This is a genomic window from Streptomyces sp. NPDC092370, from assembly GCF_044755265.1.
In the GTDB taxonomy this organism is placed as follows: domain Bacteria; phylum Actinomycetota; class Actinomycetes; order Streptomycetales; family Streptomycetaceae; genus Streptomyces.
In genome coordinates this window covers 233,622-257,922 of the sequence record NZ_JBIVQO010000013.1, presented here as the reverse complement: position 1 = coordinate 257,922, position 24,301 = coordinate 233,622, and the positions used below count along the sequence as shown (strand labels likewise).

At 71.0% G+C, this 24,301-nt stretch carries 21 protein-coding genes and 1 pseudogene; 6 read left to right on the top strand and 16 right to left on the bottom strand.

From position 1 onward, the window contains the following. Positions 1 to 372: 372 nt before the first annotated feature. Positions 373 to 2,463, top strand: coding sequence for a Mu transposase C-terminal domain-containing protein (locus tag ACIQHQ_RS31820; RefSeq protein ID WP_402618533.1), 2,091 nt, complete (start codon positions 373 to 375; stop codon positions 2,461 to 2,463). A 101-nt stretch (positions 2,464 to 2,564) separates the two neighbouring features. Then, positions 2,565 to 3,530, top strand: coding sequence for an ATP-binding protein (locus tag ACIQHQ_RS31815; protein WP_402618530.1), 966 nt, complete (start codon positions 2,565 to 2,567; stop codon positions 3,528 to 3,530). A 267-nt stretch (positions 3,531 to 3,797) separates the two neighbouring features. Here the strand turns inward: ACIQHQ_RS31815 and ACIQHQ_RS31810 are convergent, their stop codons facing one another. The 4 genes from ACIQHQ_RS31810 to ACIQHQ_RS31795 are packed head-to-tail and all read right to left on the bottom strand — an operon-like array spanning position 3,798 to position 7,103. After that, complete coding sequence (locus ACIQHQ_RS31810) at positions 3,798 to 4,274, bottom strand: Mov34/MPN/PAD-1 family protein (protein ID WP_402618527.1); 477 nt, start codon at positions 4,272 to 4,274, stop codon at positions 3,798 to 3,800. Then, the gene (locus ACIQHQ_RS31805) at positions 4,271 to 5,551 is read right to left on the bottom strand and encodes a HesA/MoeB/ThiF family protein (protein WP_402618525.1); all 1,281 of its coding nucleotides are present in this window, start codon (positions 5,549 to 5,551) and stop codon (positions 4,271 to 4,273) included. The genes ACIQHQ_RS31810 and ACIQHQ_RS31805 overlap by 4 nt, the downstream gene beginning before the upstream one ends. Further along, a complete protein-coding gene (locus ACIQHQ_RS31800) occupies positions 5,545 to 6,129 on the bottom strand; it encodes a hypothetical protein (protein ID WP_361017946.1) in 585 nt (194 codons plus the stop codon). Before ACIQHQ_RS31800 ends, ACIQHQ_RS31805 begins: the two co-directional genes overlap by 7 nt. Then, positions 6,126 to 7,103 carry a hypothetical protein gene (locus tag ACIQHQ_RS31795; protein ID WP_402618521.1) on the bottom strand — a complete coding sequence of 326 codons (978 nt, stop codon included), beginning with the start codon at positions 7,101 to 7,103 and terminating at the stop codon, positions 6,126 to 6,128. Before ACIQHQ_RS31795 ends, ACIQHQ_RS31800 begins: the two co-directional genes overlap by 4 nt. Positions 7,104 to 7,499: 396 nt before the next feature. On the opposite strand from ACIQHQ_RS31795, the gene ACIQHQ_RS31790 reads away from it, so the two are divergent. Continuing rightward, positions 7,500 to 7,643: a hypothetical protein gene (locus ACIQHQ_RS31790; RefSeq protein ID WP_402618518.1), complete on the top strand. Its 144-nt coding sequence runs from the start codon at positions 7,500 to 7,502 to the stop codon at positions 7,641 to 7,643. A 15-nt stretch (positions 7,644 to 7,658) separates the two neighbouring features. On the opposite strand, the gene ACIQHQ_RS31785 is transcribed toward ACIQHQ_RS31790, so the two are convergent. The 5 genes from ACIQHQ_RS31785 to ACIQHQ_RS31765 all read right to left on the bottom strand — a co-directional run bounded on the left by ACIQHQ_RS31785 (position 7,659) and on the right by ACIQHQ_RS31765 (position 14,027). Then, positions 7,659 to 9,128: an SAVED domain-containing protein gene (locus tag ACIQHQ_RS31785; protein ID WP_402618515.1), complete on the bottom strand. Its 1,470-nt coding sequence runs from the start codon at positions 9,126 to 9,128 to the stop codon at positions 7,659 to 7,661. A gap of 530 nt (positions 9,129 to 9,658) precedes the next feature. Further along, positions 9,659 to 10,558: a hypothetical protein gene (locus ACIQHQ_RS31780; protein WP_402618512.1), complete on the bottom strand. Its 900-nt coding sequence runs from the start codon at positions 10,556 to 10,558 to the stop codon at positions 9,659 to 9,661. Continuing rightward, entirely contained in the window at positions 10,555 to 11,592 is a 1,038-nt protein-coding gene (locus tag ACIQHQ_RS31775; RefSeq protein WP_402618509.1) for an SPFH domain-containing protein, read from the bottom strand. The genes ACIQHQ_RS31780 and ACIQHQ_RS31775 overlap by 4 nt, the downstream gene beginning before the upstream one ends. Before the next feature lie 342 nt (positions 11,593 to 11,934). Further along, complete coding sequence (locus ACIQHQ_RS31770; protein ID WP_402618506.1) at positions 11,935 to 13,227, bottom strand: helix-turn-helix domain-containing protein; 1,293 nt, start codon at positions 13,225 to 13,227, stop codon at positions 11,935 to 11,937. 242 nt (positions 13,228 to 13,469) lie between these two features. Then, entirely contained in the window at positions 13,470 to 14,027 is a 558-nt protein-coding gene (locus ACIQHQ_RS31765; protein ID WP_402618504.1) for a hypothetical protein, read from the bottom strand. 571 nt (positions 14,028 to 14,598) lie between these two features. On the opposite strand from ACIQHQ_RS31765, the gene ACIQHQ_RS31760 reads away from it, so the two are divergent. Then, positions 14,599 to 15,441 carry a CAP domain-containing protein gene (locus ACIQHQ_RS31760; protein WP_402618501.1) on the top strand — a complete coding sequence of 281 codons (843 nt, stop codon included), beginning with the start codon at positions 14,599 to 14,601 and terminating at the stop codon, positions 15,439 to 15,441. Positions 15,442 to 15,447: 6 nt separating this feature from the next. On the opposite strand, the gene ACIQHQ_RS31755 is transcribed toward ACIQHQ_RS31760, so the two are convergent. Continuing rightward, entirely contained in the window at positions 15,448 to 16,776 is a 1,329-nt protein-coding gene (locus ACIQHQ_RS31755; protein ID WP_402618498.1) for a sensor histidine kinase, read from the bottom strand. After that, positions 16,773 to 17,462 carry a response regulator transcription factor gene (locus ACIQHQ_RS31750; RefSeq protein ID WP_402618496.1) on the bottom strand — a complete coding sequence of 230 codons (690 nt, stop codon included), beginning with the start codon at positions 17,460 to 17,462 and terminating at the stop codon, positions 16,773 to 16,775. Before ACIQHQ_RS31750 ends, ACIQHQ_RS31755 begins: the two co-directional genes overlap by 4 nt. Before the next feature lie 276 nt (positions 17,463 to 17,738). Between ACIQHQ_RS31750 and ACIQHQ_RS31745 the strand changes: the two genes are divergently transcribed. Further along, entirely contained in the window at positions 17,739 to 18,068 is a 330-nt protein-coding gene (locus ACIQHQ_RS31745) for a hypothetical protein (protein WP_402618493.1), read from the top strand. A gap of 19 nt (positions 18,069 to 18,087) precedes the next feature. On the opposite strand, the pseudogene ACIQHQ_RS31740 reads toward ACIQHQ_RS31745, so the two are convergent. Together ACIQHQ_RS31740 and ACIQHQ_RS31735 are read right to left on the bottom strand one after the other, a co-directional pair. Next, positions 18,088 to 18,927: pseudogene (locus tag ACIQHQ_RS31740) on the bottom strand (IS5 family transposase). A gap of 115 nt (positions 18,928 to 19,042) precedes the next feature. Then, on the bottom strand, positions 19,043 to 20,089 hold the full coding sequence (locus tag ACIQHQ_RS31735) for a DivIVA domain-containing protein (protein ID WP_402618490.1): 1,047 nt from the start codon (positions 20,087 to 20,089) through the stop codon (positions 19,043 to 19,045). Positions 20,090 to 20,293: 204 nt separating this feature from the next. On the opposite strand from ACIQHQ_RS31735, the gene ACIQHQ_RS31730 reads away from it, so the two are divergent. After that, positions 20,294 to 20,533 carry a hypothetical protein gene (locus ACIQHQ_RS31730; protein ID WP_402618487.1) on the top strand — a complete coding sequence of 80 codons (240 nt, stop codon included), beginning with the start codon at positions 20,294 to 20,296 and terminating at the stop codon, positions 20,531 to 20,533. A 452-nt stretch (positions 20,534 to 20,985) separates the two neighbouring features. On the opposite strand, the gene ACIQHQ_RS31725 is transcribed toward ACIQHQ_RS31730, so the two are convergent. The 3 genes from ACIQHQ_RS31725 to ACIQHQ_RS31715 form a co-directional block, all read right to left on the bottom strand. Beyond that, entirely contained in the window at positions 20,986 to 21,984 is a 999-nt protein-coding gene (locus tag ACIQHQ_RS31725) for a YdcF family protein (RefSeq protein WP_402618485.1), read from the bottom strand. 266 nt (positions 21,985 to 22,250) lie between these two features. Then, positions 22,251 to 23,225 (bottom strand): dTDP-glucose 4,6-dehydratase, encoded by a 975-nt coding sequence (gene rfbB / locus ACIQHQ_RS31720; RefSeq protein ID WP_402618482.1) that lies wholly within the window; start codon positions 23,223 to 23,225, stop codon positions 22,251 to 22,253. Further along, on the bottom strand, positions 23,222 to 24,289 hold the full coding sequence (locus ACIQHQ_RS31715) for a glucose-1-phosphate thymidylyltransferase (RefSeq protein WP_402618479.1): 1,068 nt from the start codon (positions 24,287 to 24,289) through the stop codon (positions 23,222 to 23,224). Before ACIQHQ_RS31715 ends, rfbB begins: the two co-directional genes overlap by 4 nt. Positions 24,290 to 24,301 lie beyond the last annotated feature (12 nt).

The following is a 24,301-nucleotide window of genomic DNA, read 5'->3' as shown; positions in this document are numbered from 1 at the left end:
ATCACGCGGAAGCCGTCGGGTCGCGCGCCGGGCTTCCCGATTCGCCTGGCGCGCCTGTTCCACCGCACGATCGGACAGGCACCGCGGGCACACGAGGTCCACGACACGGCGGCGCAGGGCCCGGCGCAGCCGGAGCCCGGGCGGTGGCGGCCACCCACGGCAGTGGCGGCGCACCGTACGCACTCCAGTGCCCAAGAGCGCGGCGACCAGGGAGGCGTTGCTGGCGTAGTGGCCAGGAGGAACGCCATCTGCGCCTGGTGGCCGGCCGGGAACCGGGCCGCGAACTCGGTGCGCTGCTCTGGCTGGAGGAGGGCGTCGTGGTGTTCGCAGCGCGGCGTCTTCTTGTTGTGCCGTGCGATGCCCGGCGAGCTGATGTCCATAGCTCAAGAAGCCTGCCGGGAGGTGCTGACCGGCCGCCCTGTCGGCGCCCGGGACGGCGCCTTCACTGCGCGGCGCGGCTACGATCTGGCGACCACCACCCGCACCGCCCGCTACGCCCTGAAGGCGGCCGAGCTGAAGGCGGCCGGCCTGACCGGGTCGGTCGCTACCGTGCAGCGCAAATGCCTGGCCTACGAAGCTCACGGGCTGCTCGGTCTGGTCGACAAGCGGTGGCTGCGCACGAGCACCGTCCACGGCAACGTCGACGAGCGGGTGGTGGCGCTGATCCAGCAGGAGGACAAAGCCCAGCGCGGCGCGTCGGCGGGCACCTTCTCCCGGCTGTACAAACGGGTGCGCGCGGCGCTGCGACGCGCGCATCCGGATGAGTACCGCGACCTGATGCCGGCCCGTACCACCTTCTACGACCTGCTCAAGCGGCTGGGGATCTCGGCGGAGTCGCTGAAGGCGGCGCCCGGGCGGGGCAGTGATGCCACCGCCCCGCCCGAGCCTCCCTACCATCCGGCGCCTGTGTCGTTGCTGGGCGAGCGCGTGGAGATCGACGGCACCGGGCTGGACGTCCTGGCGCTCGGCGACGACGGGCGTCCCGTGGCAGTGGAGTTGACCTATGCCTTGGACGTTCTGAGCCGCAGCTTCATCGCCGGGATGATCGTTCCCAAGGCTTCGGGCCGGAAGAAGGGGCCGGGCAGCCGGCGCTGCGGCGGCCGCGGCACCAAGTCGCTGGATGCCGCGCTGCTGCTGGGTCAGGCGATGGCGCCGCTCGCGGCGCGCCCCGGCTGGTCGCCGCAGGCGCTGGCCGCCAACTCGGACCTGCCCTACGCCAAGATGCTGGCCGGCGATCCGCGGATGGCCGGTGCCGCGGCGCGGCCGGTGATCCGCCCGAAGACGGTGGTCGTCGACAACGCCAAGATCTTCAAGGCCCGGCACTTCAAGGACGTGTGCAGCATGCTGGGCATCGAGGTGGAGTCCGCCCGGGAGCGCACCCCCACCGACAAGGCGGTCATCGAACGCACCAACGCCTCGGTCAAGAGCATGTTCTCCCAGTTCGTCGCCGGCTACACCGGCAACAGCCTGGCCACGCGCGGCGACGACGTCGACAAGGAGCGGTTGTGGACGCTGAACGAGCTGCAGGATTTGTGGCACGAGTGGGTGGTCACCGAATGGCAGCGGCGGCCGCACGAAGGACTGCGCTCCCCCTTCCTTCCTTCTCTGGTCCTCACCCCGAACCAGATGTATGCGGCGGCGGTCGCCGTGGAAGGCGCCGTGCCGCGGCCGGTCACACCGGATGAGAGCCGCAAGCTGCTCCTCCAGGCGAAGCGGACCGTGACCCGCGACGGCATCAAGATCGGCAACCGTACGTATGTCAGCCATCGCATCCGGGAGTTCAAGAACCGGCACACCGGCATCAAGGGACAGGGCCGGCGCTGTCCGGTCTACTACAACCCCTACGAGCCTAGCCGGGTGTGGCTGTACGACCACACGGTCGAAAAGGACCCCGCCCGCAGTCCGTGGGTGCCCTTCGACTTCAAGTGCCAGCACCTGATCCGCGACTCGTGGACCCAGTACCTGTGGGAGAAGGCCGCCGACCTCGTCGCCGGCCTCGTCGGCCGGGAAGGCGGCGAGGAAGAAATCGCCCGGGCCATGGACGATCTCCTGGCCCGCGCACGGCGCGGCCCCTCCCCCACCTCCACCTCCGTCAAGCCGGTGGCCGCGTTCGTTCCGCAGCCCCTGGAGATCGCCGAAACACCGGCCAACCCGTATGCAGGGATCACCCGGGCCGAACCCGGCAGCGTGACGCCCGCACCGTCCCTCAACGTCGATGCCAAGGACCTCTTCCCGGGCCGCCGTGCCGCGCTGCCGGCCGCTGTGCCCGAACCCGCCGCCCCGCCGACGTCGCCGGGCCGGCCCCGGCCCCCGCGGCGCCGTCCCGCTCCGGCGGGAGCGCACAGCCTGGGCGGATCAGCCGGCGACATCTTCCGGGAACTGGCAGCGGATCCGTCCGAGCGGCCTGCGCCGCGGCCCCATCAGGACCCGCCCCCACCCAGCCAAGACCCGCAAGAGACGTGATGGACGCTGCGCGCACCGCCCCGAAACCAGCCGCCCCCGCAGCTCTCGCTGCACGGTGGTCGCCGCTGGATCCCGAACTGCTCACAGCGCGGGAGGGGTTCATGGACTTCGTGCACCGCAAACTCGAGCCGCCGGACTTGCAGGACTGCGCCCCCAAAGGCACGAAGGTCACCGACACCGACCCGCGGATGATCTACCACGGAGAGATGATCCCCGTCTCCACCCCCGATGTGACCCAGGGGCTGAAGGACGCGCGGCGCACCCTGCGTACCAACCGATTCCGCCCCACCGGAAAACGCATGAGCATGATCATCGATGGATGTGCCGGCAAGACCACGCTGCTGCTCCAGATCGGACGCGCCTACCAGGGACTACTGGAAACCGAGCGCAGGCCGGACAGCGAGTGGACCCCCGTCGTCTACATCAACGTCCCTCCGCGCCATGAAAGCAACATGGACTGGTCCCTGCCGCTCGCGGACTTCTTCGGCATGGACCACACCGTCAACATCGACAAGCGGACCTACCGCAGCACCGACATGACCGAACCGGTCATCCACGCCATGCGCGAAAGCCGTACCTCCCTGCTCCTCATCGACGGAATCGACCGCATCCACGACAGCCACCTGGCCGGTGCCTTCGACTACTTCGACTGCCTCCAGGCCCGCCTGCGCCTCTCGGTCATCTACAGCGGTCGCGGCGCCACCGACATCGTCAACGAGGGCCTGCACAACCGCCGCCGCACCGAACGGCCCCGCACCTCCGAGCAGTTCCGCAGCAGCCTGCCTGTCATACGGATCAACCCCATCCCCTTCCACGCGGGACAGGAGGAGGGATGGCGCACCGTGCTGCGGGCCTACGACTCCAACCTCCGGCTCTACGGCCACGAGCCCGGCTCGCTCCTGGACCTCGAGGAAGAACTCCACGAGCGCACCGGCGGCTATATGGACACCCTCGACCAGCTCATCTGCCAGACCGCCCAGCAAGCCATCGAAGACGAGACCGAAGCCATCACCAAAGAAGCCCTCGACGACATGTTCGTCGGCCGCAATGACCCCGACGACGACTGACACCGCGCCGGTAAGGCGCGCCGTCCTGTGCAGCGCGCACGACCGGCCCGGCTGCTGCGGGCAGCCTGTTGCTTCGGCGTCGAACCATCGGGGCGTTCGGCGGCCCCGCATCCGTGGCGCCGCCCGACGGCCGGGACGCCGATGGTGAGAGCCCTGCCGCAGAGGCAGCCGTCGCCTGAGAGCTCTACGGTGCGGCTGGCCAGCCACCGGTGAACGGTGACGTGCTCTGGCGCCCCCGTTCTGAGCACCCGAGCTTCTTTCGGCGTCTCATCCGACAGAGCGGGAGAGGTGCAGTTGCACCGGCTCGATGCGGCCGAGGCGGCATGCCCAGGCTGCGCCCTCCCAACGGCCTGCCCGAGGAGCGAAGATCACCGCAATGACGCTGTGGAAGCCCAGTTCCGGATCGTTGAGAAGTTTCCTGTAGGTGGCGGCGTCGCGAGCGCTGGGGATGGGGCGGCTGGCGGGGTGGGTGTGCCATTCGCCGACCCAGACGCTGCCGTCGCTCGTGAATGCCTCGTCGGCCAGTGCCTGGGCGTGTGCCAGGTCGCGGAGGAAGTAGGTAGGGGTGCGCACGGCGGCAGGTCCGGGGGTTCCGGCGTGGTGGACGGTGACGATGTCGTGGGTGTGGTGGCCCAGCAGGATGCCTCCGGTCTCCGTGGTGTGGTCGGCCGTGCGCAGTTCGGTGGTGACGATTCGTGTGGCCGGGGCGGTGAGGTGCACGGCGGTGACGGGCTGCTGGGTCATGGGGCTTCGCAGGTGGGGCAGCCGGATCTCGGTGGTGTGGCGGGAAGCCAGCGCAGCTCGGCGGTGTGGCCGAGGTCGAAGGGTGGGGCCCAGTCGGGTTGGCGACGCAGGCCGAGCAGGGCATGCTCTCCCGGCAGTCGCTGGTCGGGGTGTCCGGCACGTTGGAGGACGGTGGCGACGGCGGTTTTGGCTGCGAGCTGGGCCACCAGATGCAGGTCGGAGCCGACGGCGGTCATCGGCCGGTGGCGGGTGCCGGTGCCGTACCCGGCGTCCAGGGCGGGCTCGGGGTCGAGGCCGCCTGCCTCGGCGAGGGTCCGGCGTCTGCAGGTGAGGCAGCCGTGCTGGGGCCAGGGGCGCAGTCGCAGGATTTCGCCGAGGGCGCCGTCCTGCAGGACGCACGCGAGCACTGCGGTGAGGCCGGCGCGGCGGGCCAAGTGGCCGGTGACGCGGCGCGGGGCTACTCCGTCTGCCGTGCATACGACGAGGTGGGTGTCCGCGAGGAGGGCCCGGATGTGGTCGGCGTGCTCGATGACGTCGAGGGCCAGAGCGCTGACGGTGGTGTCGGGGCGCAGTGCGGCGAGTTCCTCGGCGAGGGCGGTGACTTTGTGTCGGCCGATGTGTCGGCGGGCGCTGGTGTGCCGGACGAGGTTGTGCCAGCCGAGGCGGTCGGGGTCGACGAGGGTGAGATGGCCGACGCCGTAGCCGGCCAGAGCGTGGGCGGTGGCCGAGCCGATGCTCCCCGCTCCGACCAGCATGATGCGGGTGTTCTGCAGTTCCTTTACGGGCCAGTGACCGCCGAGCTGCCGAATCCCGGTGGTTTCGGGCTCAGCCGACGCCTCGATGGGCTGGAAGCCCGCGCGGGTGACGTGCCAGGCGACGAGGTCGGGCAGACCGCTTTCGGGGAAGGCGTCCTTCACGCCGGGGGCGTGGGTGATGGCCACATAGCCGCCGTCGCCCGGCGTCTTGAAACCGCTGGGCACCGCGTCCTTGAACGCGTCCAGCTTCATGGATGTGCCCCGCCGTGCCCGCAGGAGGTACCAGAGCGCGTGCAGTTCACTGTTGGCCTGGTACCAGTAGCCGGTAGGACGGGAGTCGCAGCCAGCGAGCAGGCGAGGGGCAGGGGGCGGCGGGTCGACCGAGATGATGGAGCCGCCGCCCTCGGAGATGCCGCCCACCACCGCTAGGTCGTCCGGATGGCTGATACGCAACGACAGTCGGCCCCACGCGCCCGAGGCGCGGAGTGTGGTCGCGGCGTCCTGTGGGATGAGGATCAGCACGAGGGACCGTCCTGTCCGCCGGTGTCCAGCTCAGGGTGGTCAGTGGTGTCCTCGGGTGACGGGGGCTGGGCCAGGAAGTGGTCGAGGCGATCGTCGGTGACGATGCCGCTGCCGGTCATCTGCTCGATCGTCTGGTGTTTCATCAACGCGTACTCGATCCGCCAGCCGGCGGCCTTCAGCAACAGATCGACAACCGACTCGCGGCCCGTCCATACGTCGTCCCGCAGAAGGCACAGGCTGGCGTCGCCGTTGACGTGCCAGCGGTGCTGGGTCCATTCAAACGGTTCGGGCAGTGGATCCACGGGAACGAGCCGGGGCGCCACCATGGGGTAGGCCTGGCTGTACTCCAGACGCACAAGGAGCCCTTCCTCGCCGATCCAGGCGGTGAGATGCTCGGGCTCGGGCCTCTCGAAAGGCCAGCGGGGCAGCCTGCCCTCCCAACTCCCTGCTCCGGCCTCGTTCCAGACGAGGCCGGGGAACTGAGCGGTGATCTCCGCATGGTCACGGTGCAGTCGGCGCGGTTCGCACGTCCACCAGGTGTGGTGCGTACGGCCGTTGGGCGTGTGTGCGGTCGTCATCCCTGGGGTGCGTCCTTGATGGGCCGCGGGGTGATGAGCGCGGGTATCCCGGTGATCAGTGAGGCTGGCTTGGCCGGAGCGGCAGGGGCCGGGAAGTCGTCGCCGAAGATCTTCTGCCACAGCCGCAGCGCGTTGTCGGTGTCTCCCTCGGCAGCAGCAACGCAGGCCCGCTCCGCGAGGTCTGCTGCGTCGGCGAAGGCATCGGACAGACCTGCATGGTCCAGGTCCGGCTGGATCTGACCACACAGCCCCGCCGGGTCCCACACGCCCTCGTGGACGCGGACCGCGGCGGCAGTGAAGAACGTCTTCAGTGCCTGGGAGCGGTTGCCGGACCTGGGCATGCAGTTGAGGGCGAGGACCTCCATGACGAGAGACTTGATGCCTCCCTGGACCGGGGCGGTGAGCCGCCACTCTTTGAGGACCCTGACCAGAGGCCGGAAGTGCGGCCAGTCCCGCTGGTGATCGGCGACTTGGCCGATGAGGTATTCCGGGTTGGCCGGCACCCACCGGGTGTTCAGCTTTTCGGGGATGAGCAGCGAGCCGTCCTCCTGGCGCAGGGCGGCCATGACGTCGACGGTGAAGGCCTCCGGGTCCTCGGGGTCGTCCAGGAAGCACTTGACTGCGTGATTGCGCACGAGAGTGTGCCGGACCTCGTTGGCGTGGGTGCCGTTGGTCTGGCTCAGCAGCCGGTTGACCTGGGTGCGGACGTGCTCGAGAGCGTCCTGGGCACTTGGGCCGTCGTTCCCCCACTCGGGGTGCTCGTCGGGGTCGTAGACGATCACGACATCGACATCGTGGATGGGCTTGAGCTGCGTGCTGCGGCTCAGAGAACCCGAGCCGAACGTCTCCACGACGTCCGGCTCGCTCAACAGCGCGGTTTTGAACAGGTCCCTGCGCTCGCGGGCCAGTCTGGTTTTGTCTATGTCTTCGTTGACGGTCTTCTGGAACGCGTCGAATGCGTCGTCGATCCCCATGCGGTGTGCCTCCTCGGGCGCGTCGTCCAGCCCGGGTGCACGCCGCGGCCGCCGACCCCGGGCTGGGGCGCGGCGGCCACAAACAGGCATCTATGGCTGCTCGTTCACCACAGTAAGACCCACCACTGACAAACCCTCCTCCACCAGGACTAGTTGATCATTTACGGCAGCGGCCATCCGCATCGGAGCCGCGTGCTTGATGCAGGGAGAGGGAGCGTCTGAGCCGCTGCCTCGCATCGAGGACCCGCCGGGCCGGGCCCAGGACCGATGCAAACCTCGGCTAACGGCAGGGGGACGAGACAGCCGGCCAGGGACGACACTCCTCGCATCTCCGGCGGGCATACCCCGAAGGGACAGCCCGGGGAGCGGGCTCAGCGTCTGGGCGGGACCGCTGCGGTGGAGGGGCTGTTGTTCTTCCACGGCCCGCTGCCGGTCGCCGTCGCGCTGGGCTGGCTCACGGCCCGCGACCGCCTCGCCCGGATCCACCATGACATGCGCTTGGCACGCGGCACCACGACGCCTCCGGCGGCGGGACCGTAGGGGCTTAGCGAGCCCTCATGCGTCGATGACGAAGGCCTTCTCATACACCTGCTGTGCGTTGACGTCCTCGTACACGGTGGTGGGGCGCAGCCGGTTCCACCGGTTGCCCAGCAGCAGGGCCAGGCCCATGGGGCCGGCCTGGAAGAGGTGGATCGCGGGATGTGCGCGGCAGGCACGGCGCAGCAGGTCCCGGATACCGACGGCCAACGCGCTGGCCGTCGCGGCATCCGGGATGGAGTTGTCCTTCGCCCCTCCGGGCGGGCGCAAGACCAGCAGCCGGGAGACGGGCACCCGATGCTCGCGCAAAAAGTCCAGCACGTCCTGCGTGGGGTCCGTGGCGACCGCGACGGCCACGGCGAGATCCGTTCCAAGGTCAAGGGTGTGCTCATCGACGGCTGGCGTCAGCGGAGAGTCGTACGCTGCGGTGGATGACCACAGCTGTTCACGCTGAGCCACGGCAAGGTCGGAGCCGGCCACCATGCGGAAGGCGGCACCGACCACGAAAGCGGGTGCCAGACGCAGGCTGCCGGTGACAGCGACCGTGGTGGTGCCCGGCGGCATCCGGTACGGCGCGGCCTCAATGTCCGCCTGCAACTGCGCCCAGGTGGCCGGGGCCAGCGGACGCCGCTTCACATACGGTGAGGCTCCCTCGAAGCGATCCACCCAGTCCAATGCGTAATCGGCGTCCTCCGCCATGGGATCCGGCTTCAGGGTGGCGATGGACAGCACCGGACGCGATGAGCCGGCTTCCAGGCCCAGGGCCCGGATCGCCTCCCTGATATCCGCCAGGGACAGGCGGCGCTGCCCGTCGGCGACTTGACGGGCCACCCAGTCCGCGCCGGAGTGCATGGCCTCCTCGCTGAACCGCAGCCCTGCGGCGAACATCAGCATCTGCAAGTGCTCATGCAGGTGCATCACGTCTCGTGCCAGGTCGAAGCGCAGCACCTTCAGCAAGTCCAGCAGCCTGTCCTCACTCAGCCCGGCACCGTCGGCCCAACGCCTGCGTGCCTGACCCTTCTTGGAGCCCGGGCCCTGCTGCGCCGCCTTCGGAACCAGAAGCTGAGTGCGGGAGTCCCTCAGCGAGATCAGCGGGTCTTCCGCATCCGGGGACCGGTTGCTCAGCAACGCGAGATCGACCGGAGTGCCGCCCTCGGTGAGCTTCTCCCAGGCTTGCGCCATCTTCCGCAGGATCGACGGGCCGCCGCGATCGCTGAGCTTGAGCAGGTAGTCACCGTTGACGGGGGTAGAGTTGTCTGCGGCGTACTTGACCTGCATGTAGGTGTGCGGCGGCACCTGCCGGTACAAGACGACATCGTCCAAGTTCCCCGCGTCGTCGACCTCGACGCCCACCGCCACCACCGGGTTGGACGCACGCAGCGCCGCATCCCGGACAGCGGCGACACACCCCTGCCACGCAGCCAGCCACTGATAGCGGTCACCAGCAATACGGACACCCGTCGAGCTCGGGGCAGGCAGGTCTCGCACTGAAACGATCTCCCAGGCGTCGGGCCGCCGCGCTTACGGCCATCGGCATGCTCAGCCGATCATCGCCGCAAGCAAGGCCAAGTGGGAAGCCCTCGCACCCACCGGCAGTCAGGCGGGGCCACAGGCGATCGCCCGCCCACCGGCATACCGCCCAGGACCCCGAAAGCCTTCTCGGTCGCTGCTTCATACCGCGTCCGAGAGCAGTTGATGTGTGTCCGGATCAAGTTGCGGCGTGCCAGGTCAGAGGACCTCGAATCAGAGAAGCAGCAGGTCAGACGTTTCAAAGAGTCGTCCGGCCCTAGTCGAGATCCCGCAGGCCAGAGGCTCTCAAGTCGTCGACGCAGGCCTCACCTCTGGCTGGTCGTGACACCGGAACGGTGACGGCACCGGCTGCGCTGGGGTGGGCGGGGGTTGCCTTCCAGGTGGTCGCCCGCGCCCCCTCCACCCCGGCCGCACGGCGCGCCGCCTGCCGGCCCGGCCCGAACGGCTTCAGCCCCAGCCCGGCGGCTGACGCGGCGCCGGGTGTCGCCTCACCCCACCAATCGCAACCGCTCCTGGCAAACCCCCACTCGCACCGACTGCCCCCAGGTCAGCTCCACCGCGTCCGTCTCCATCCCGTCCCCGAAGGCGATGAGCCGCTCCGACTCGACGGTGATGTGCAGAGCGGACGACGCGGTGAGTTCCCCGGCCACCGACGACGTGCCGGTGGCCGGGGACGGCCAGGCCTCACGTACGAACCACAACAGGCGCGGCTCGGTGGGCGAAGGCAGGGGCCAGTGGCCGCCGCGCTCCTGCCACACCGACCGGATCCACCCGGTCGCCCCGGTGCCTGTGCCCACGAGCACCCCGGAAGAGGCCTGAGCCTCGACGGCACCCCCGTCGCCCTCCAGGCCCAGGCGGTATCGGGCCGTCTGATGTCCGACGGCTGCCAGGCAGATCTCGTTGAGGGCGACGACCCGCTGGGTGTCGTCGGCGACGGCCTCGACCATGGTGCGTTCCTCGACGCCGGCGGAGCGGGTGAGGACCGCCGGAAGCAGAGCGGCCGCGTCGTGCGGGCGGTGCCGGACCAGCACCCCGGGGTTGCGTCCGGGGTCGGTGTCGATGCCCACCACCGGCTGCCCCGCGAGGTACTTGGCGACGTTCGCCACCAGCCCGTCCTGCCCGACCACGACCACCACGTCCTCGGGGGCGAAGAGGAAACGGTCCAGGTCGGCCCGCTCCACCCGTGCCTGACGCCAGGTCAGCGGAACCGCCGAGCCGACCTCGCTCAGCGCCTGTCGCGTCCGGCGGTACCGCTCGGCGAGCTCCGCGATGTCCCGGCCCCGGGAGGACAGGAAGAAGGCGGCCTGCCCGTGCGTGCCGTGCCGGGCCACCAACTCCTCGTACTCCGTGGTGCGATGCACGAGCACGACCCGGGGGGCGAGGCTCACGCCTGCTCCCGCGCGCCCAGCTTGGCCAGCAGTCCGGTCAGCACGTCCGGTGACACCGTCACGCTCTCGATGCGCGGCAGGTTCTCCGCGAGCCGTGTCCCGGTGAGCGCGTGCAGCGTCGCCACGTCCACCTCCGCGTGGACCCGCAGCCAGGCGGCCTGCGCCTGGGCCCGCGCCTCGCCGAGTTCGCGCGCCCCTTCCGCTTCGGCACGGGACAGCCGTACGGCACGAGCCGCCTCGGCCTCCGCGAGCCGCACCGTCCGTGCCGCCTCCGCCTGTGCCCGTACGGCGTCCGCCGCCGCGTGCTCCTCGGCCTCCCGCCGGGCGTTCGTGCCGCGCTGGTCGACCAGCTGCTCCTCGCGGCGGGCGAGTTCGATCTTGCTGGCCAACTCGTTCTCCGCGATGGCCCGTTCCCGTTCCACCGCGAGGGCCCGCCGTCCGTACGTCGCCCGGTCGGCCTCCTGCTGGATCTGTTCACGGGCCGGGGTGCGCAGCGCGCGCTCCACCTCGGGCTCCGGTCGCAGCGCCACCACGCGTACGGCGACCACCTCGATGCCGGTCGCGGGCAGCCGGGGTTCGGCTTCCAGACCGGCTGCGATCCGCTCGCGCACCGAGCTGACGCCGTCGACCAGCGCGGCCGCCAGCGGCGTACGCGCCAGGACGTCCAGCGCGTGCTGCTGGGCGGTCTCGGTGAGCAGTGTGGCGAGCTGCTCCAGCGGCGCGCCCCGCCACACGCCGGTGTCGGGGTCGATGGAGAAGTCGAGGCGGGCGGCGGCGACGCCCGGGTCGTCGATGCGGTAGGTGACCGTCGCCTGCACCGTCACGTCCTGGAAGTCGGACGTACGGGCGTGGAACGTCATCGCCAGTTCCCGGTCGTCGACCGGTATCTCCGACAGGGCGGCGGTCAGCGAGCGGAACCAGAAGCTCAGACCCGGCCCGTCGTGCAGCAGGCGGCCGGCGCGGTGGTGCCGGATGTGAGCCGTCGGCGCGCCACGCAGGTGGCGCAGGCCGAGGCGCCGGGTGATGTCAGCCATGGAATCCCCTCGCTTTTCGTCTGGGCGACGATAACCGGACGCCACGATTATCGTCAAGAGGACGAAAAAAGGTGGGCGCGGGTTCCTTCGGCTCGAGACCCTCCATAGCGCCTTCATGGCCAGGTGCGGCGCCATCGCTCCACCGAACGCTCGCTCACTCGCAGGTCCTTGGCGATGACCGAATTCCTGTCACCTCCTGCGAACCCCCGCCCGGCCTCCAGCCCGGTCCCTTCACGCGCAGCCCGCCGCTCAACAGTCAGGCCCCCACCGTCCGCGTGGCGCATCACACCGGCATACCGCAGGAATCACCCACCGGCACCACCCGAAGGCAACCGGAAAAGGTCAGTGGCTGCCGAGCGGGACCCAGGCTCGCTCTCCCGCGTCGTTCCTGCCGTACCAGTAGTGCGCCATGCCCTTGATGCTGGTGGTGTGGAACGGGCGGCCGTCGTCGTCGATGCGGATCGTGCCGGTGCGGCCCTGGGAGGACCAGTCGAGTTCGAGGTACCAGCGGACGTCGTAGGTCTGTGTCCCCGCATGGACCTCCAGCACCTGCGGGTCTTCGGCGGAGACACGGTACGGGAAGCGCACGGCCGGAATGACGTGCCCGCCGTCGGCACCGTTCGCGCCGTCCTTCGGCTCGGCGAGGGGGCGGTCCTCGTCGAGGTTCACGGTGAAGCGACGGGGAGTGAGATCGCTGCCGCAGCCCTGGCCCATGGAGTAGGCGCTCCCGCCGGCGGGAACGCCGCGGCTGACGACCCGGACGTGGATCGCCTTCAGGACCACGGCCGTGGACGACCGCCCCTGCACCGAGATCTGCACCTTCGTCCGCCGCCCGTGCACCGCGCCCTGCGTCGCCGCCCACACCTCGGCGTCCTGCGGGAACGGCGGCGGAGGCACCTGCGCGGACGGCTTGTCGATGACGTAGTCGTGGTCGCAGCCCTTGTCCCACACCAGGGGGTCGACGCTCCAGGTGAGGGGCGGGTCGGCGGCGGGCTCGGCGGCCGACGGTTGCGTGGCCGACGGTTGCGCCGAGCGGCCGGGTGCGCCGCCGGCGGTCCCCCCGGGGCTCACGGAGCGGGAGGACGCGCCCGCCCCAGAAGAGTGGCCGTCCGAGACGGCGGACAGACCCGCGACGGTGATGACGAGCAGAGCGCAGACGGCGGTGGCGAGGACCCGTCGACGGTGATGCGCGGAGCCCGCGCGGTCGCCGTACCTGTCTCGGTCCCTGCCGCCGTCCCCGTCCGCGCCCCCGCCTCCGCCCCCGCCTCCGCCTCCGTCTGCATCCGTGTCCGTCTCCCCGCCCTTGCCCCTGTCCGTGTCCGTGTCCGTGTCCGGTGCGGGTGCCGGAATTGCCGCCCTTGGTGAGCCGGCCGTACGCACCCGCTGCCGGGCCGCCACCGCCGACAGCCACAGTCGGTGCAGTTCGAGCCGCTCCTGAGGTGTCGCCCCGCAGAAGGTCGCGAGCCGCTCGACGGGCGCGAAGTCCTGCGGAACGCCCTCGCCCGCGCAGTACCGGTGCAGTGTGGAGGCGTTCATGTCGATCTGGCGGGCGAGGGAGCCGTAACTCCGACCGGTGCGGTCTTTGAGCTGACGCAGCAACGCCGCGAACTCCTCGGCATCATCCCGAACCGGCATCGTTCCCCTGTCGTCCGCCCGCGATCTGGCATCCCAGGCCTTGATATCACTGCACGTCAGGTGGGCGGGGATGGTTCCTTGTTGCCCGAAGGACGGCAGTCGTCGCGCCGGCCCCGATGGTCGACGACGTCCGATACGCAGACGCCGACGGCCGCGTTCATGGCCGCCGCGCGCCGGCCTTGGCCGCTGCCCGGCCGGACGGGGCACCCGCCCCGTCCGGCCGGGCGGGGCGGGCTCCGCCGTCAGTGGGCGCTCTTGGTCGCGATGTCGCTGATGTGGTTGTACCGCTCCACCAGTACGAAGAGCTTGGTCTCCTGCGTGTTCTTCCCACTGCCGAAGGTCAGCGTGACGGTGACCTCGTGTGCGTGCCCCAGGGTGTCGTTGTCCGTCACCGTCCACCGCGTGGGGACGTTCTGGGCACGCAGAACCCCGTCCGCCCCGTTCTTCTCCTCCCAGGCAGCCAGCCGCTTGGCGAAGTCGGGCGTCAGGTAGTGCGTGCGGAGCGCCTTGGCCAGCGCGGCGTCCGGGTTGTCGTAGTCGCCCTTCGCGTCGATGTACGCGCCATAGAAGTCGGCGACCCGGGTCACCACGTGTCCGGACGTACCGGTGACCGACTTCGGTGCGGTGGCCGGCTGCGCGGCCGTGGCCGGCTTCGCGGCGGCGGGTACCTTGGCGGCGGTATGTCCGGACGCCTGCGCCGGCCCCTGCGCCGGCACGCCGAGCCCGACGGCCAGGACGAGGCCGACGGCAGCCACGCGGAGGCTGCTCGGACGACGGCGTGCGGGGGACTTCCTGTTCATGTTCGTCTTCTTTCTCTGGTCCGTGTGTGATGGCTCGCGGCAGGCTCCGGCGTTCGCCCCGAAGACGTCTGCCGCCGTGCACCACCTCGTCCGCGCCCGATCCCTATCCGGTTGCCGAACTGTGCACCTGCGGTGCCCGGACACAGAGGTGCCCGGTGCGAAGGTGCGGGGTGGATGTCGTCACCGTGCCGGTGCCGGGGAGGTGCTTGCTCCTCGGCCGGTGCGACACCCAGAGCTTCGAGGACGCCCGGGGTCCCCCACAACAGCAGCTCCCCCATCCCCGACGACGGAACGGTCCCACCCCCGTTGACCTGCGGAAAAGGGAGCATCAAGAATGCCCTGGGACACGTGGCCAAGGCCAGGCCGGCGCGTGAGGGGCCAGGACGCTTCCAACCGTTCCTCAGCGGACTTTGGCGGCTCTCTTAAGGCTTCTTGAAGATGACCTTCGAACAGAGATCTCCGCCCCGGCCGGGTCCTAGGCTCTCGAACACCCCCCACGGATCCGGTGGCCGCGATCGCGGCCACCGGACACGGGGCCGAGTCAGCCGACCGACAGACCGAGGTGTCCTTCATGGGTTCCCGCCGAGCCGCTCGCTCGTCCCGCTTCCACGCCCGCCCCCGCAACGGGCCGAAAACGCGCGGTCCCGCGCTGGCCATGGGAGCCGTCGCTGCGATCACGGGCGTCGGGATCGCCGTGGCCGTCGTCAGCGGCGAGGCGTCGGGCCGGGTGGTCGCGAACAGCACGGACAGGACGCCGGGCGCCGGGGACGCAGCCGGCAGTGCGGCGCCGCTCGCCTCCGCTTCGGCGAGCCCGAGCACCACGGCGAGCAGCTCGCCGAGCGCGAAGCCGAAGGAGAAGCGCAAGCCATCGGCGAGCCCTGCCCCCCGTGCACGGAAGACGGCCGTCCCCGCGTCGAAGGCACCCGCGAAGACGACGGCGAAGAACAGCGGCGGCGGGGCGGCGAACGGATCCGGCGGCATGCGCTCGGGCAGCACCGGACCGGGCTCCGGGCCGGGTTCCGAGTCCGGTGGCGGGTTCGAGGCCCAGGTGCTCGCGTTGGTCAACAAGGAGCGGTCCGCGGCGGGATGCTCGCCGGTCACGGCGAACGACCGGCTCACCCGGGCCGCCGACGACTACAGCGACGTCATGGCGAGCAGCGGCGTGATGTCCCACACCGGCCCCGACGGCTCGACGATGACGACCCGGGTCGAGGCCGCGGGGTACCAGTGGTCGACCCTGGGCGAGAACATAGCCCGGGGCCAGGCGGACGCAGCGTCGGTGATGAAGTCCTGGATGAACAGCCCCGGGCACCGGGCGAACATACTCAACTGCTCCTTCAAGGAGCTGGGCGTGGGCGTCCACGTCGGCGACGGCGGCCCCTGGTGGACGCAGAACTTCGGCGCCGGTCGCTGACCGAGGTCACCGCACCCCGCCGCCGGCCCCGCCCGTGTCGGCCAGTACGAACGACACCCGCACCCGGGCGCCGCCCAATGGCGCCCGGGTGATCGTCAGTTCGCCGTCCGCCGCGCGGGACGCCCGGGCCACGATGTCCAGGCCCAGCCCCGTCGAACCGCCGACGCTCACACCCCGCGTGAGCGCCGCGTCGGGGTCCGCCACGCCCGGTCCCGCGTCGTCGACCGTGAGGAACACGTGCCGGTCCGTCCGCTCCACGCGCACGGCGAAGGCGGTGCCCTCCGGGGTGTGCCGGAAGACATTGCCGATCAGGGCATCGACGACGGCCGCGAGGTCGTCCTCTGGGAAGGCGACGGGCACCAATCGCGGTGTGAGGGAGCGCTCGTAGGGCCGTCCTTGCTTGGTGGCGAGGACCGACCAGAAGTCCAGGCGCATGGCGACCACCTCGGCGACGTCGCACGCCTTCGCCGCGCCGGCCGCCGCACGGGCCCGCTGCGCCGATGCCAGCGGTGTACGGGCCGCGGCGATGATCGAGTCCAGTTCGCTCTCCAGCTGGGCGGCCGCCTCCGCGACCCGCCGGGCGCTGGGCGTCGACCCCATCCGGTCGGCCTCCAGGTAGAGAGCGGTCAACGGGGTGCGCAGCCGGTGCGAGAGGTCGGCGACCAGCTCGCGTTCCACGGCGAGCAGGTCGAGGACGCGGTCGGCCATGGTGTTGAACGCCGCGCCGGCCTCCTGCAGTTCGGGCGGGCCGTCGGGTTCGACCCGCACGTCCAGGTCGCCGGAGCCGAGAGCCAGTGAGGCGCGTTTGAGACTGCGCGACGACCGGACGACGCGGGCGCCGAGCCGGTCGGCGACGAGTACCGAACCGCCGACCAGACCCAGCGCGAGCAGCGCCATGACGCCCCAGGACGCGGCCACGCCCCGGGTGAGATCTGCGGACGGCACGAAGGCTTCCACGACCGCGACCCGGTCGCCCTGCAGGACGACGGGCTGGAGGTAGGCCCAGCCGCCGGCGGTGTCCACGGCCAGCGTCTCGCGCCCCCGCACGGCCCGCTCGAGCGCGTTGCGGGGCGCGCGCGGGGTGCCGACGAAGCCGCCGTCGGGCAGACGCACGACAAGCTGGTCGGAGGAGCCGAGCTCGGCGACGGCCTGCTGCACGTCGGCGCGCCGGGTGGTGAGGGCGAGCACCGGAGACAGGGCGGACGCCCGCTGCTCGGCAGCTGTGGTGGCCCGGTCCCGTGCCTGTTCGCGCACGAGGAGGGCGAGGGGGATGAGGAAGGACAGAGCCACCATCGAGGTGACGGCCAGGGCGATCCCTGCGAGGGCACGTCTCATGGCGAGCTGACCAACTTGATACCCAGGCCACGAACCGTGCGCAGATAGCGAGGCTTTCGCGCCTTCTCGCCCATTTTGCGGCGGAGCGCGGAGAGGTGGACGTCGACCGTCTGGTCCTCGACGTACGGCTGCTGCCACACCTCGGCGAGTATGCGCTGCCGGGTGATGACCTGGTCGGCGTGGGCGGCGAGGTAGGCGAGCAGATCGAACTCGCGGCGGGTCAGGGGCAGTTCCCGGCCGGCCAGGTGCGCGGTGCGCGCGGTCGGGTCGATGCGCAGGTCTGCCACCTGCAGGACGGGCCGCCGGGCCGCGGTTACGTCGGCGGGCACGGATCGGCGCAGCACGGCGGCGAGCCGGGCGGCGAGCTGGCCGCCGGAGAACGGCTTGACCAGGTAGTCGTCGGCCCCCGCGTTGAGCAGCCGGATGATCTCGCTCTCGTCGTCACGGGCGGTGGCGACCAGGACCGGCACGCGGGAGATGCCCCGGATCATGCGCAGCACGTCGAGGCCGTCGAGATCGGGCAGCCCCAGGTCCAGCACCACGATGTCCGGCGGGCTCTGGGTGATCTCGCGCAACGCCTCGAAACCCTGGTGGGTGGTCCTGACCGCGTAGCCGTGCCCGGTCAGGACCTCGATCAGCGCGGCCCGGATGACGGGGTCGTCCTCGACGACAAGTACAGAGGCCATGAGCAGGCACGTTAGCCGGTCCGTCACTATGGTGCCGTGTCCCGCCTCCTGCGCTACCTGATCATATGGCTGGCCTGCACGGCAGCCAGTGTCACCGCTGTCATCCTCACGATTCACTTCGTGGTGGGGTCGACCCGGCCGACCGCGCCGGTCGCGCAGTCCGCGCCGAGTGAGCCCCTGAAGCCCCCGCGGCCGAGCCCCACCACCGCCAAGCCCTCCCCGAGTCAGTCGGTGAGCAGCCGCAGGCCGAGCCCGCCGCCCCAAAGCAGCGCGCCGGTGACCGATCTCAGCCCGACGCCACCGCCGACGCCCACCGCCCGCACCAGTACCCCGGGGGCGCCGACCGGCACGGACGGCTCGGGGTGCCGGGAAGGCGGCGCCGGCGTCTACACGGTGCCGTCCGAGGGCGGCAAGGCGACCGTGCGGTTCGGCGACGACGCGGTGTGCCTGATCTCGGCGGTGCCGAACCGGGGGTTCACGGTGAGTACGAGCCGGACAGAGGCGCAGACGCTCACGGTGACGTTCTCGGCGAGCCGCCACCGGTCGCAGATCACCGCCACGATCCAGCCGCAGAGCCGGGCCGACGTCCGCGAGGTGTCGTGGTGACGCCCCCTGAGGGGTCCTTTCAGGATGCCGGGATCTTGCGGGCACAGGTCATGCGGTGGGCGGGCTGGAGGAGAGCGTCGTGCATGTCGTCCCGGGGTCTCCCAGCGGGTGGATAAACAGCGGGGGCCGTGGAGCCAGGCGATGGCGGCCTCGGCGGCCCACCGGGTTGCGGCCCTGGCCCGAGCCGTGGGGACGCCCCCGCCCGGGGATCTGCGAAACGCTGCCGCGCTCACGCAGCCGACGGCGGTACACGTCGTGGTCGTCACCGCGGTCGGCATAGCGGGCTTGAGGCTTGCGCCGGGGCCGGCCTCGTCTCCCCCGCACCGACGGCAGCCCGTCGACCAGGGGCGACAGCTGGGTGAGGTCGTTGCGGTGGCCGCCGGCCAGGGAAACCCGCAGCGGGGTGCCGTGGGCGTCGGTCAGCACGTGATGCTTCGAGCCCGGCCGGGCACGGTCAACCGGACGCGGACCGACGTTTGGGCTGCCACGCCCCCGCTTTGCCGGCACATGCGAGGCATCGACGATGACGCGGGAGAAGTCCAGGCGGCCCGCCGCCCGCAACCGGTCCAGCAGCACCCGCTGGCCTCCTCCCACTCCCCCGCGTGCTCCCATCCGGCCAGCCGCCGCCGGCGCGTGGGGCCAGAACCGAACCCCCACTCCTGCGACAGCTGCTCCCATGGGATGACGGTGTACAGGACGAACAGCACACCCTGCAGCGTCTTGCGGTCATCGATCCGCTTGCGTCCCGGATGCCGGAAGCGCCGTTCACACTTCGGCAGCAGCGGCTCGGTCACCGCCCACGGTTCGTCGCGGCCTCCCACGGCTTCCGCCGTGCGGCACCGGGCGGTCCCCCCGGGATTCAAGGGCGGTCGGCACCTGTGCCCGACCATCGGTGTCCCGCAGCGGCAGTCGGCCGCCCGGATGGATCCCCGTGCGGCCGCAGACAGACGCCGTTCACGGCCCATGGCCAGGCGCTATTCGCATCCGCCGCCCGCCTTCGACACCGCGGCGGCACCTTGCGTGGGGGGCCGCGACGTGCTGGCGGAAGGAGCAGGGGAGCTCGACGATGACGCCTGCGAGGCAGGCCCGGGAGACGAGGAGGAGGACAAGGTCGGGGAGGCAGACGGGGAGCCGGCGAACGGAGCGCCTCCGGGAAGGACGGTGATGAAGGAGTCCGGCAGACGCTGCCCCGCCGCCTGCTCCACAACGCCGGCGGTCCGGGGGCCGGCCTGGGCCACCATCACCCGGGACGGCCGGTCAAGAGCCGACGTGCACGAACCCGGTCTGTGCCCGCCGAACGCGTCCACCCCGATGTAGACGGCGCTGCCCGTGAGCACCACGGTGCCCGCCACGACCACGGGCAGTACACGCCGGCGAGGCAGGCGCCCCACCAGCCGCCGCGCCCGTCCCGCCTTTCTCTCCCCGCCGACACTCCGGCCGGGGCTGACTCGCTCTTTGGCTGAACGGCTCAGTTCGGCGGCGTCCTGCCGTGCCCGCCGGAGGAGTTCGTGCGCATCGTCGCGTGCTTGGGCGCGCAGTCGTTCAGCCTCCGTCCGGGCGCTGTCCAGGAGACCGGCGGCCTCCTCGCGTGCCTGGTTGCGCGTCTTTTGCGCGGCCTGCTCGGCCTCGTGAAGGGTGTCGTTCACCGTGGCCCGCAGATGCTGCAGCGGTGCCTGGGCCTGGCGCTGCAGCAGTTTGGTCTTCTGCCACCGGCCGCTCCATTCCTCCATCAGTTCGGCCTGGGTGGGCAGGGTGGCGGCGCTCTGTTCAGGAGCGAGAGCCCTTGCGACCCGTACGAATTCCAGCAGTGCCGCCTGGGACGGCAGGCGCCTGCCCGTGAGGGCCTCGGTGATGCCCGCGCCGGTGAGTTTCGGTGCAACGGACGCCCGGCCCATATCCCTGTAGGAAGGAGCGCCACAGGAAATGTGCAGCAGGGTCAGGGCCTCGGTGAACCCGCGCAACGCCTCCCGGTAGGCGGCGATGGCGGCCTCCCCTTCCGCCCCCGGATTGCTCTCAGCCACCAGGTGACTCCTCCCCGTTGTGGATGGCCAAGGGTAGAGGAGCCGTCGGTTGAACGGTCACGAAAGGATGCCGAACGTTCCCGGACACCCCCACCCGTTCAGCTCCCGTGCGGTGTGAGCCGCGCCTGACCTGCCATGTCCGGGTCCATGCGAGGTCGTACGGATCGCTGGGATCCAGCCCGCCGACGCGCTGTCCTTGATGCCATGAGCGACATCGAACCCACCGACCAGACACCCCACTCCACCCCGCCCAACCCACTCGCCCCACGCCCACACCCCGCAGCCGAAACGGGCGAAAGCCGCCGTCCCGTCCTCGACGGGGTGATCCTCTTCGCCCTCCTCGGCATGTGCGCCGGCGTCTACCGCATCGCAGGCACCACCGGCTTCTCCGTCATCACCGGCGCAGTCGCCGCCCTCTACGGCACCTGGCGCCTCCGACGCTGACATCGGCGTGCGTGCCGCAGGTGCCTCACCTCGGCCCGCTGGGCCGGGTCATGAGGCGTGGCGGAAGGCGGCGGCCGGAGCGATGACGTCCGCCCCGCGTTTGTCGCGCAGCGGTCGACGGCGGCTTCAGCCACCGAAGGGGCGCGAGGCGGACGACAGGGTCGAGGAGGGCGGCGCGGACCGCGGCACCGTCCAGGGTGTGCCGGGGGAAGGCGCGCCCGCGGCCGGACCGTCGCAGCCCGCGGTATCAGCGAAGCGAGTAACCCCCACTCCTGCGGTTACTGGCGGGCTGCGAAGAGGCGGCCGTCGAAGGCCCTGACGCTCAGGTTCGCCGCCGGCAGCACCTGGACCAAGACTCGTTGCCTGGCTGGGCCGTCCCACCATGACGACGGCCTGCGCACCGTGGCGTACCAGTTGGTGGACTCCGCCCTGCAGCGTGGGCGGCCGGCGCTTCAGTGCTCGAAGACCGCCGTCGCCACCGGAACTGCCAGCAGCAGGCTGAGTCCGATCAGGGGGAGGCGCTCCAGCCACAGGATGGCGGCGAATTCGCGCAGTGTCGCTGCCAGCCAGTAGGCGGGGGAGGTCGGCGCGCCCACGACGTGCACGGGCACGCCGACGCGGCGGGCCAGCAGGCTCGTGCGGTAGACGTGAAAGCCGCTGGTGACCACCGTGGCACGGTGGCCGGGAGTGGTGCGCTCCACGAGGGCCGCGCTGAAACGGAGGTTCTGCCCGGTGTTGACGGAGCGGTCTTCCCGCACGATCCGCTCGGCGGGCACTCCGCGTCCGCGCAGATAGTCGGCCATCGCGTCCGCCTCGGAGCGGACCTCGTCGTCGCCCTGGCCGCCCGAGACGACGAACACCACACAAGGCGTGCCCGGTGCGCGGGCGGCGTCGATCGCGAGGGCGCGCTCCAGCCTGCGGGTCAGCAGCGGGCCGGGCCGGTCGCCGTTGAGCCCGGCGCCCAGGACGACGACATGGGTGGTTTCCGGCAGCGGGGTGCTGCGGCCCCGGACGAACACGTAGCCGGCGAAGACCAGGAAGAGCAGGGTGAGGTATCCCGCGGCCGCGTTCACCGCGACCACGAGGGCACCGAACGCCTCGCCGCCGACCGTGTGGAAGACCGCGTCGAGGCCGAGCACCGCCAGCACCGCGCAGCCGGCTGCCCCGGTCGCCAGCAGGGCTGCCTGGGGTCCGTAGCGCCGCACCAGGAGGACGCCGTCGGCCAGCAGCAGCAGGCCCAGCGCGAGCGCCAGGAACAGAGCGGCGACGGCGAGGACGGTGGCGATGGCCGGGTGGGCTGCCGCGCTGCGAGCGGCCACGCCGAGCCCGGCAGAGGTCACCGCGAGGCAGAACAGGACGGCGGTGGAGAACCGGTGCGGTGCCAGCAGGGCGTTGACGACGCCGCCCGCGGCGAACACGACCGCGGCGAGGTACTCCGGGTACTCCGGCATGTGCCGCACCGCTCCGCTCTCCCGCCCGCTGCCCGTACCCGCCCGCCTCTCGCCGCCCAGGGGGTTCCCGGACCCGGTACGGACGGCTGCCGGCCATCCTCCCAGACCTGCTGTGGTGCGCCGAACGCGGGCGGGCCGTGCGCGTCCGGCGGGACCGGCGTGTCGTGCCAGGTGGTGCTGCCCGGCGGACGCACAGATGGACGGTGGGTCCTACAGCCCGGCCGGCAGACGGTGCGCGGCAGGGGCGGCGGTGCCGTGGCGGGGGTTCAGTTCGCCGGGGTCTGCCACCAGGTGCGGTTGTGGCGGTACCAGTCGACGGTTTCCGCCAGGCCGGTGGGGAAGGCCTTGGCCGGGTGATAGCCGAGTTCTTCGGTGATCTTCGTGCAGTCCACGGAGTAGCGTCGGTCGTGGCCTTTGCGGTCGGGGACGTGGCGCACGCTGTCCCAGTCGGCTCCGCAGGCCTCCAGGAGCAGTCCGGTCAGCTCGTTGTTGGTGAGTTCGGTGCCCCCGCCGATGTTGTACACCTCGCCGGCGCGACCGCCGCGGCGTACGAGTTCGATGCCGCGTACGTGGTCGTCGACGTGCAGCCAGTCGCGGACGTTGCCGCCGTCGCCGTACAGCGGCACCGGTTGTCCGTTCAGGAGTGCGGTGATGAACAGCGGGATGACCTTTTCGGGGTGCTGGTGGGGGCCGTAGTTGTTGGAGCACCGGGTGACGCGCAGGTCCAGGCCGTGCGTGCGGTGGTGGGCGAGGGCGATGAGGTCGCTGGAGGCCTTGGTGGCCGAGTAGGGGGAGTTGGGGCTGACCGGGGCTGTCTCCGGCCAGGAGCCCGCGTCGATCGAGCCGTACACCTCGTCGGTCGAGATGTGGACGAAGGTGTCGACGCCGTGCCGCAGTGCGGCGTCGAGGAGGGTGTGGGTTCCGGTCACGTTGGTGTGGAGGAAGTCGGCGGCGCCCGCGATGGAGCGGTCGACGTGCGACTCGGCGGCGAAGTGCACGATCTGGTCGTGGGCGGCGGCCAGTTCGTTGACCAGCGGGGCGTCGCAGATGTCACCGTGAACGAAGGTGAACCTGCTGTCGCCCGTCACGGCGGCCAGGTTGCCGAGGCGCCCGGCGTAGGTGAGCTTGTCGAGGACGGTGATCGTCACGTCGTCGGCGCCGTGCGGGCCGAGCAGGGTGCGGACGTAGTGCGAGCCGATGAATCCCGCGCCGCCGGTCACCAGAAGGGACGTGGCACTCATGACGCGATCTGCACCTCGCTGTGGTCGCCGAGGACGAGCCTGTTGCTGGAGGGCACCCGTGGGGCGGGGGTGACGCTCACGCTGCGGCCGACGAGGGAGGCCCTGACCCGGCGCACTCCGTCCAGGTGGGCGTCGCGCAGCACGATGGAGTACTCGATCTCGGTGTCCTCGATCCGGCAGTCATCGGCGATGGAGGTGTAGGGGCCGACATAGGAGTTGCTGATCAGCGTGCCGGCGCCGATGACGGCGGGGCCGACGATGCGGGAACCGCGGATCTGGGCGCCCGCGTCTATCCTGACCCGTCCGATCACCTCGCTGGCCTCGTCGACGCTGCCTTCGGTGCGGGCCTCGATGCCTTCCAGGACGGCCCGGTTCACCTCGAGCATGTCGGTGACGTTCCCGGTGTCCCTCCAGTAGTCGCGGATGGTGGTCGAGCGGACGTCACGCCGGTGGTCGATCAGCCACTGGATGGCGTGAGTGATCTCCAGCTCGCCGCGCCAGGAGGGCTTGATGGCGCGCACGGCCTCGTGGACCGCGGGGGTGAAGAGGTAGACGCCGACGAGGGCGAGGTCGCTCTTGGGCTGCTTGGGTTTCTCCTCGAGCCCCACCACCCGGCCTTCGGCGTCGAGTTCTGCGACGCCGAAGGCGCTCGGGTCGGGAACGCGCGTGAGCAGGATGCGGGCGTCGGGCCGTTCGGCACGGAACTCGTCGACGAGGCCCACGATGCCGCCGACGACGAAGTTGTCGCCGAGGTACATCACGAAATCGTCGTCGCCGAGGAAGTCCCGGGCGATCAGTACGGCGTGCGCGAGGCCGAGTGGCATCTGCTGGGGCAGATAGGTCACCCGCAGCCCGAACTTCGAGCCGTCGCCGACCGCGTCCTGGATCTCGTCGGCGGTCTCCCCCACCACGATCCCTACCTCGGTGAGGCCGGCGGCCGCGATGTCCTCGAGCACGTAGTAGAGAACCGGCTTGTTCGCCACCGGCACCAGCTGTTTGGGCGATGTGTGGGTGATGGGCCTCAGGCGGGTACCGGACCCTCCGGAGAGGACGAGAGCCTTCATGTGTCCCACGCT

What these genes read in the sequence shown, in the direction of transcription:
- ACIQHQ_RS31725 (WP_402618485.1), bottom strand. Translation starts at nt 21,984, where the DNA reads ATGCCGGAGTACCCGGAGTACCTCGCCGCGGTCGTGTTCGCCGCGGGC.
- ACIQHQ_RS31820 (WP_402618533.1), top strand. Translation starts at nt 373, where the DNA reads ATGTCCATAGCTCAAGAAGCCTGCCGGGAGGTGCTGACCGGCCGCCCT.
- rfbB (WP_402618482.1), bottom strand. Translation starts at nt 23,225, where the DNA reads ATGAGTGCCACGTCCCTTCTGGTGACCGGCGGCGCGGGATTCATCGGC.
- ACIQHQ_RS31765 (WP_402618504.1), bottom strand. Translation starts at nt 14,027, where the DNA reads ATGAACAGGAAGTCCCCCGCACGCCGTCGTCCGAGCAGCCTCCGCGTG.
- ACIQHQ_RS31775 (WP_402618509.1), bottom strand. Translation starts at nt 11,592, where the DNA reads ATGGCTGACATCACCCGGCGCCTCGGCCTGCGCCACCTGCGTGGCGCG.
- ACIQHQ_RS31760 (WP_402618501.1), top strand. Translation starts at nt 14,599, where the DNA reads ATGGGTTCCCGCCGAGCCGCTCGCTCGTCCCGCTTCCACGCCCGCCCC.
- ACIQHQ_RS31715 (WP_402618479.1), bottom strand. Translation starts at nt 24,289, where the DNA reads ATGAAGGCTCTCGTCCTCTCCGGAGGGTCCGGTACCCGCCTGAGGCCC.
- ACIQHQ_RS31795 (WP_402618521.1), bottom strand. Translation starts at nt 7,103, where the DNA reads ATGGGGATCGACGACGCATTCGACGCGTTCCAGAAGACCGTCAACGAA.
- ACIQHQ_RS31815 (WP_402618530.1), top strand. Translation starts at nt 2,565, where the DNA reads ATGGACTTCGTGCACCGCAAACTCGAGCCGCCGGACTTGCAGGACTGC.
- ACIQHQ_RS31810 (WP_402618527.1), bottom strand. Translation starts at nt 4,274, where the DNA reads ATGACCCAGCAGCCCGTCACCGCCGTGCACCTCACCGCCCCGGCCACA.
- ACIQHQ_RS31800 (WP_361017946.1), bottom strand. Translation starts at nt 6,129, where the DNA reads ATGACGACCGCACACACGCCCAACGGCCGTACGCACCACACCTGGTGG.
- ACIQHQ_RS31750 (WP_402618496.1), bottom strand. Translation starts at nt 17,462, where the DNA reads ATGGCCTCTGTACTTGTCGTCGAGGACGACCCCGTCATCCGGGCCGCG.
- ACIQHQ_RS31730 (WP_402618487.1), top strand. Translation starts at nt 20,294, where the DNA reads ATGAGCGACATCGAACCCACCGACCAGACACCCCACTCCACCCCGCCC.
- ACIQHQ_RS31755 (WP_402618498.1), bottom strand. Translation starts at nt 16,776, where the DNA reads ATGAGACGTGCCCTCGCAGGGATCGCCCTGGCCGTCACCTCGATGGTG.
- ACIQHQ_RS31770 (WP_402618506.1), bottom strand. Translation starts at nt 13,227, where the DNA reads ATGCCGGTTCGGGATGATGCCGAGGAGTTCGCGGCGTTGCTGCGTCAG.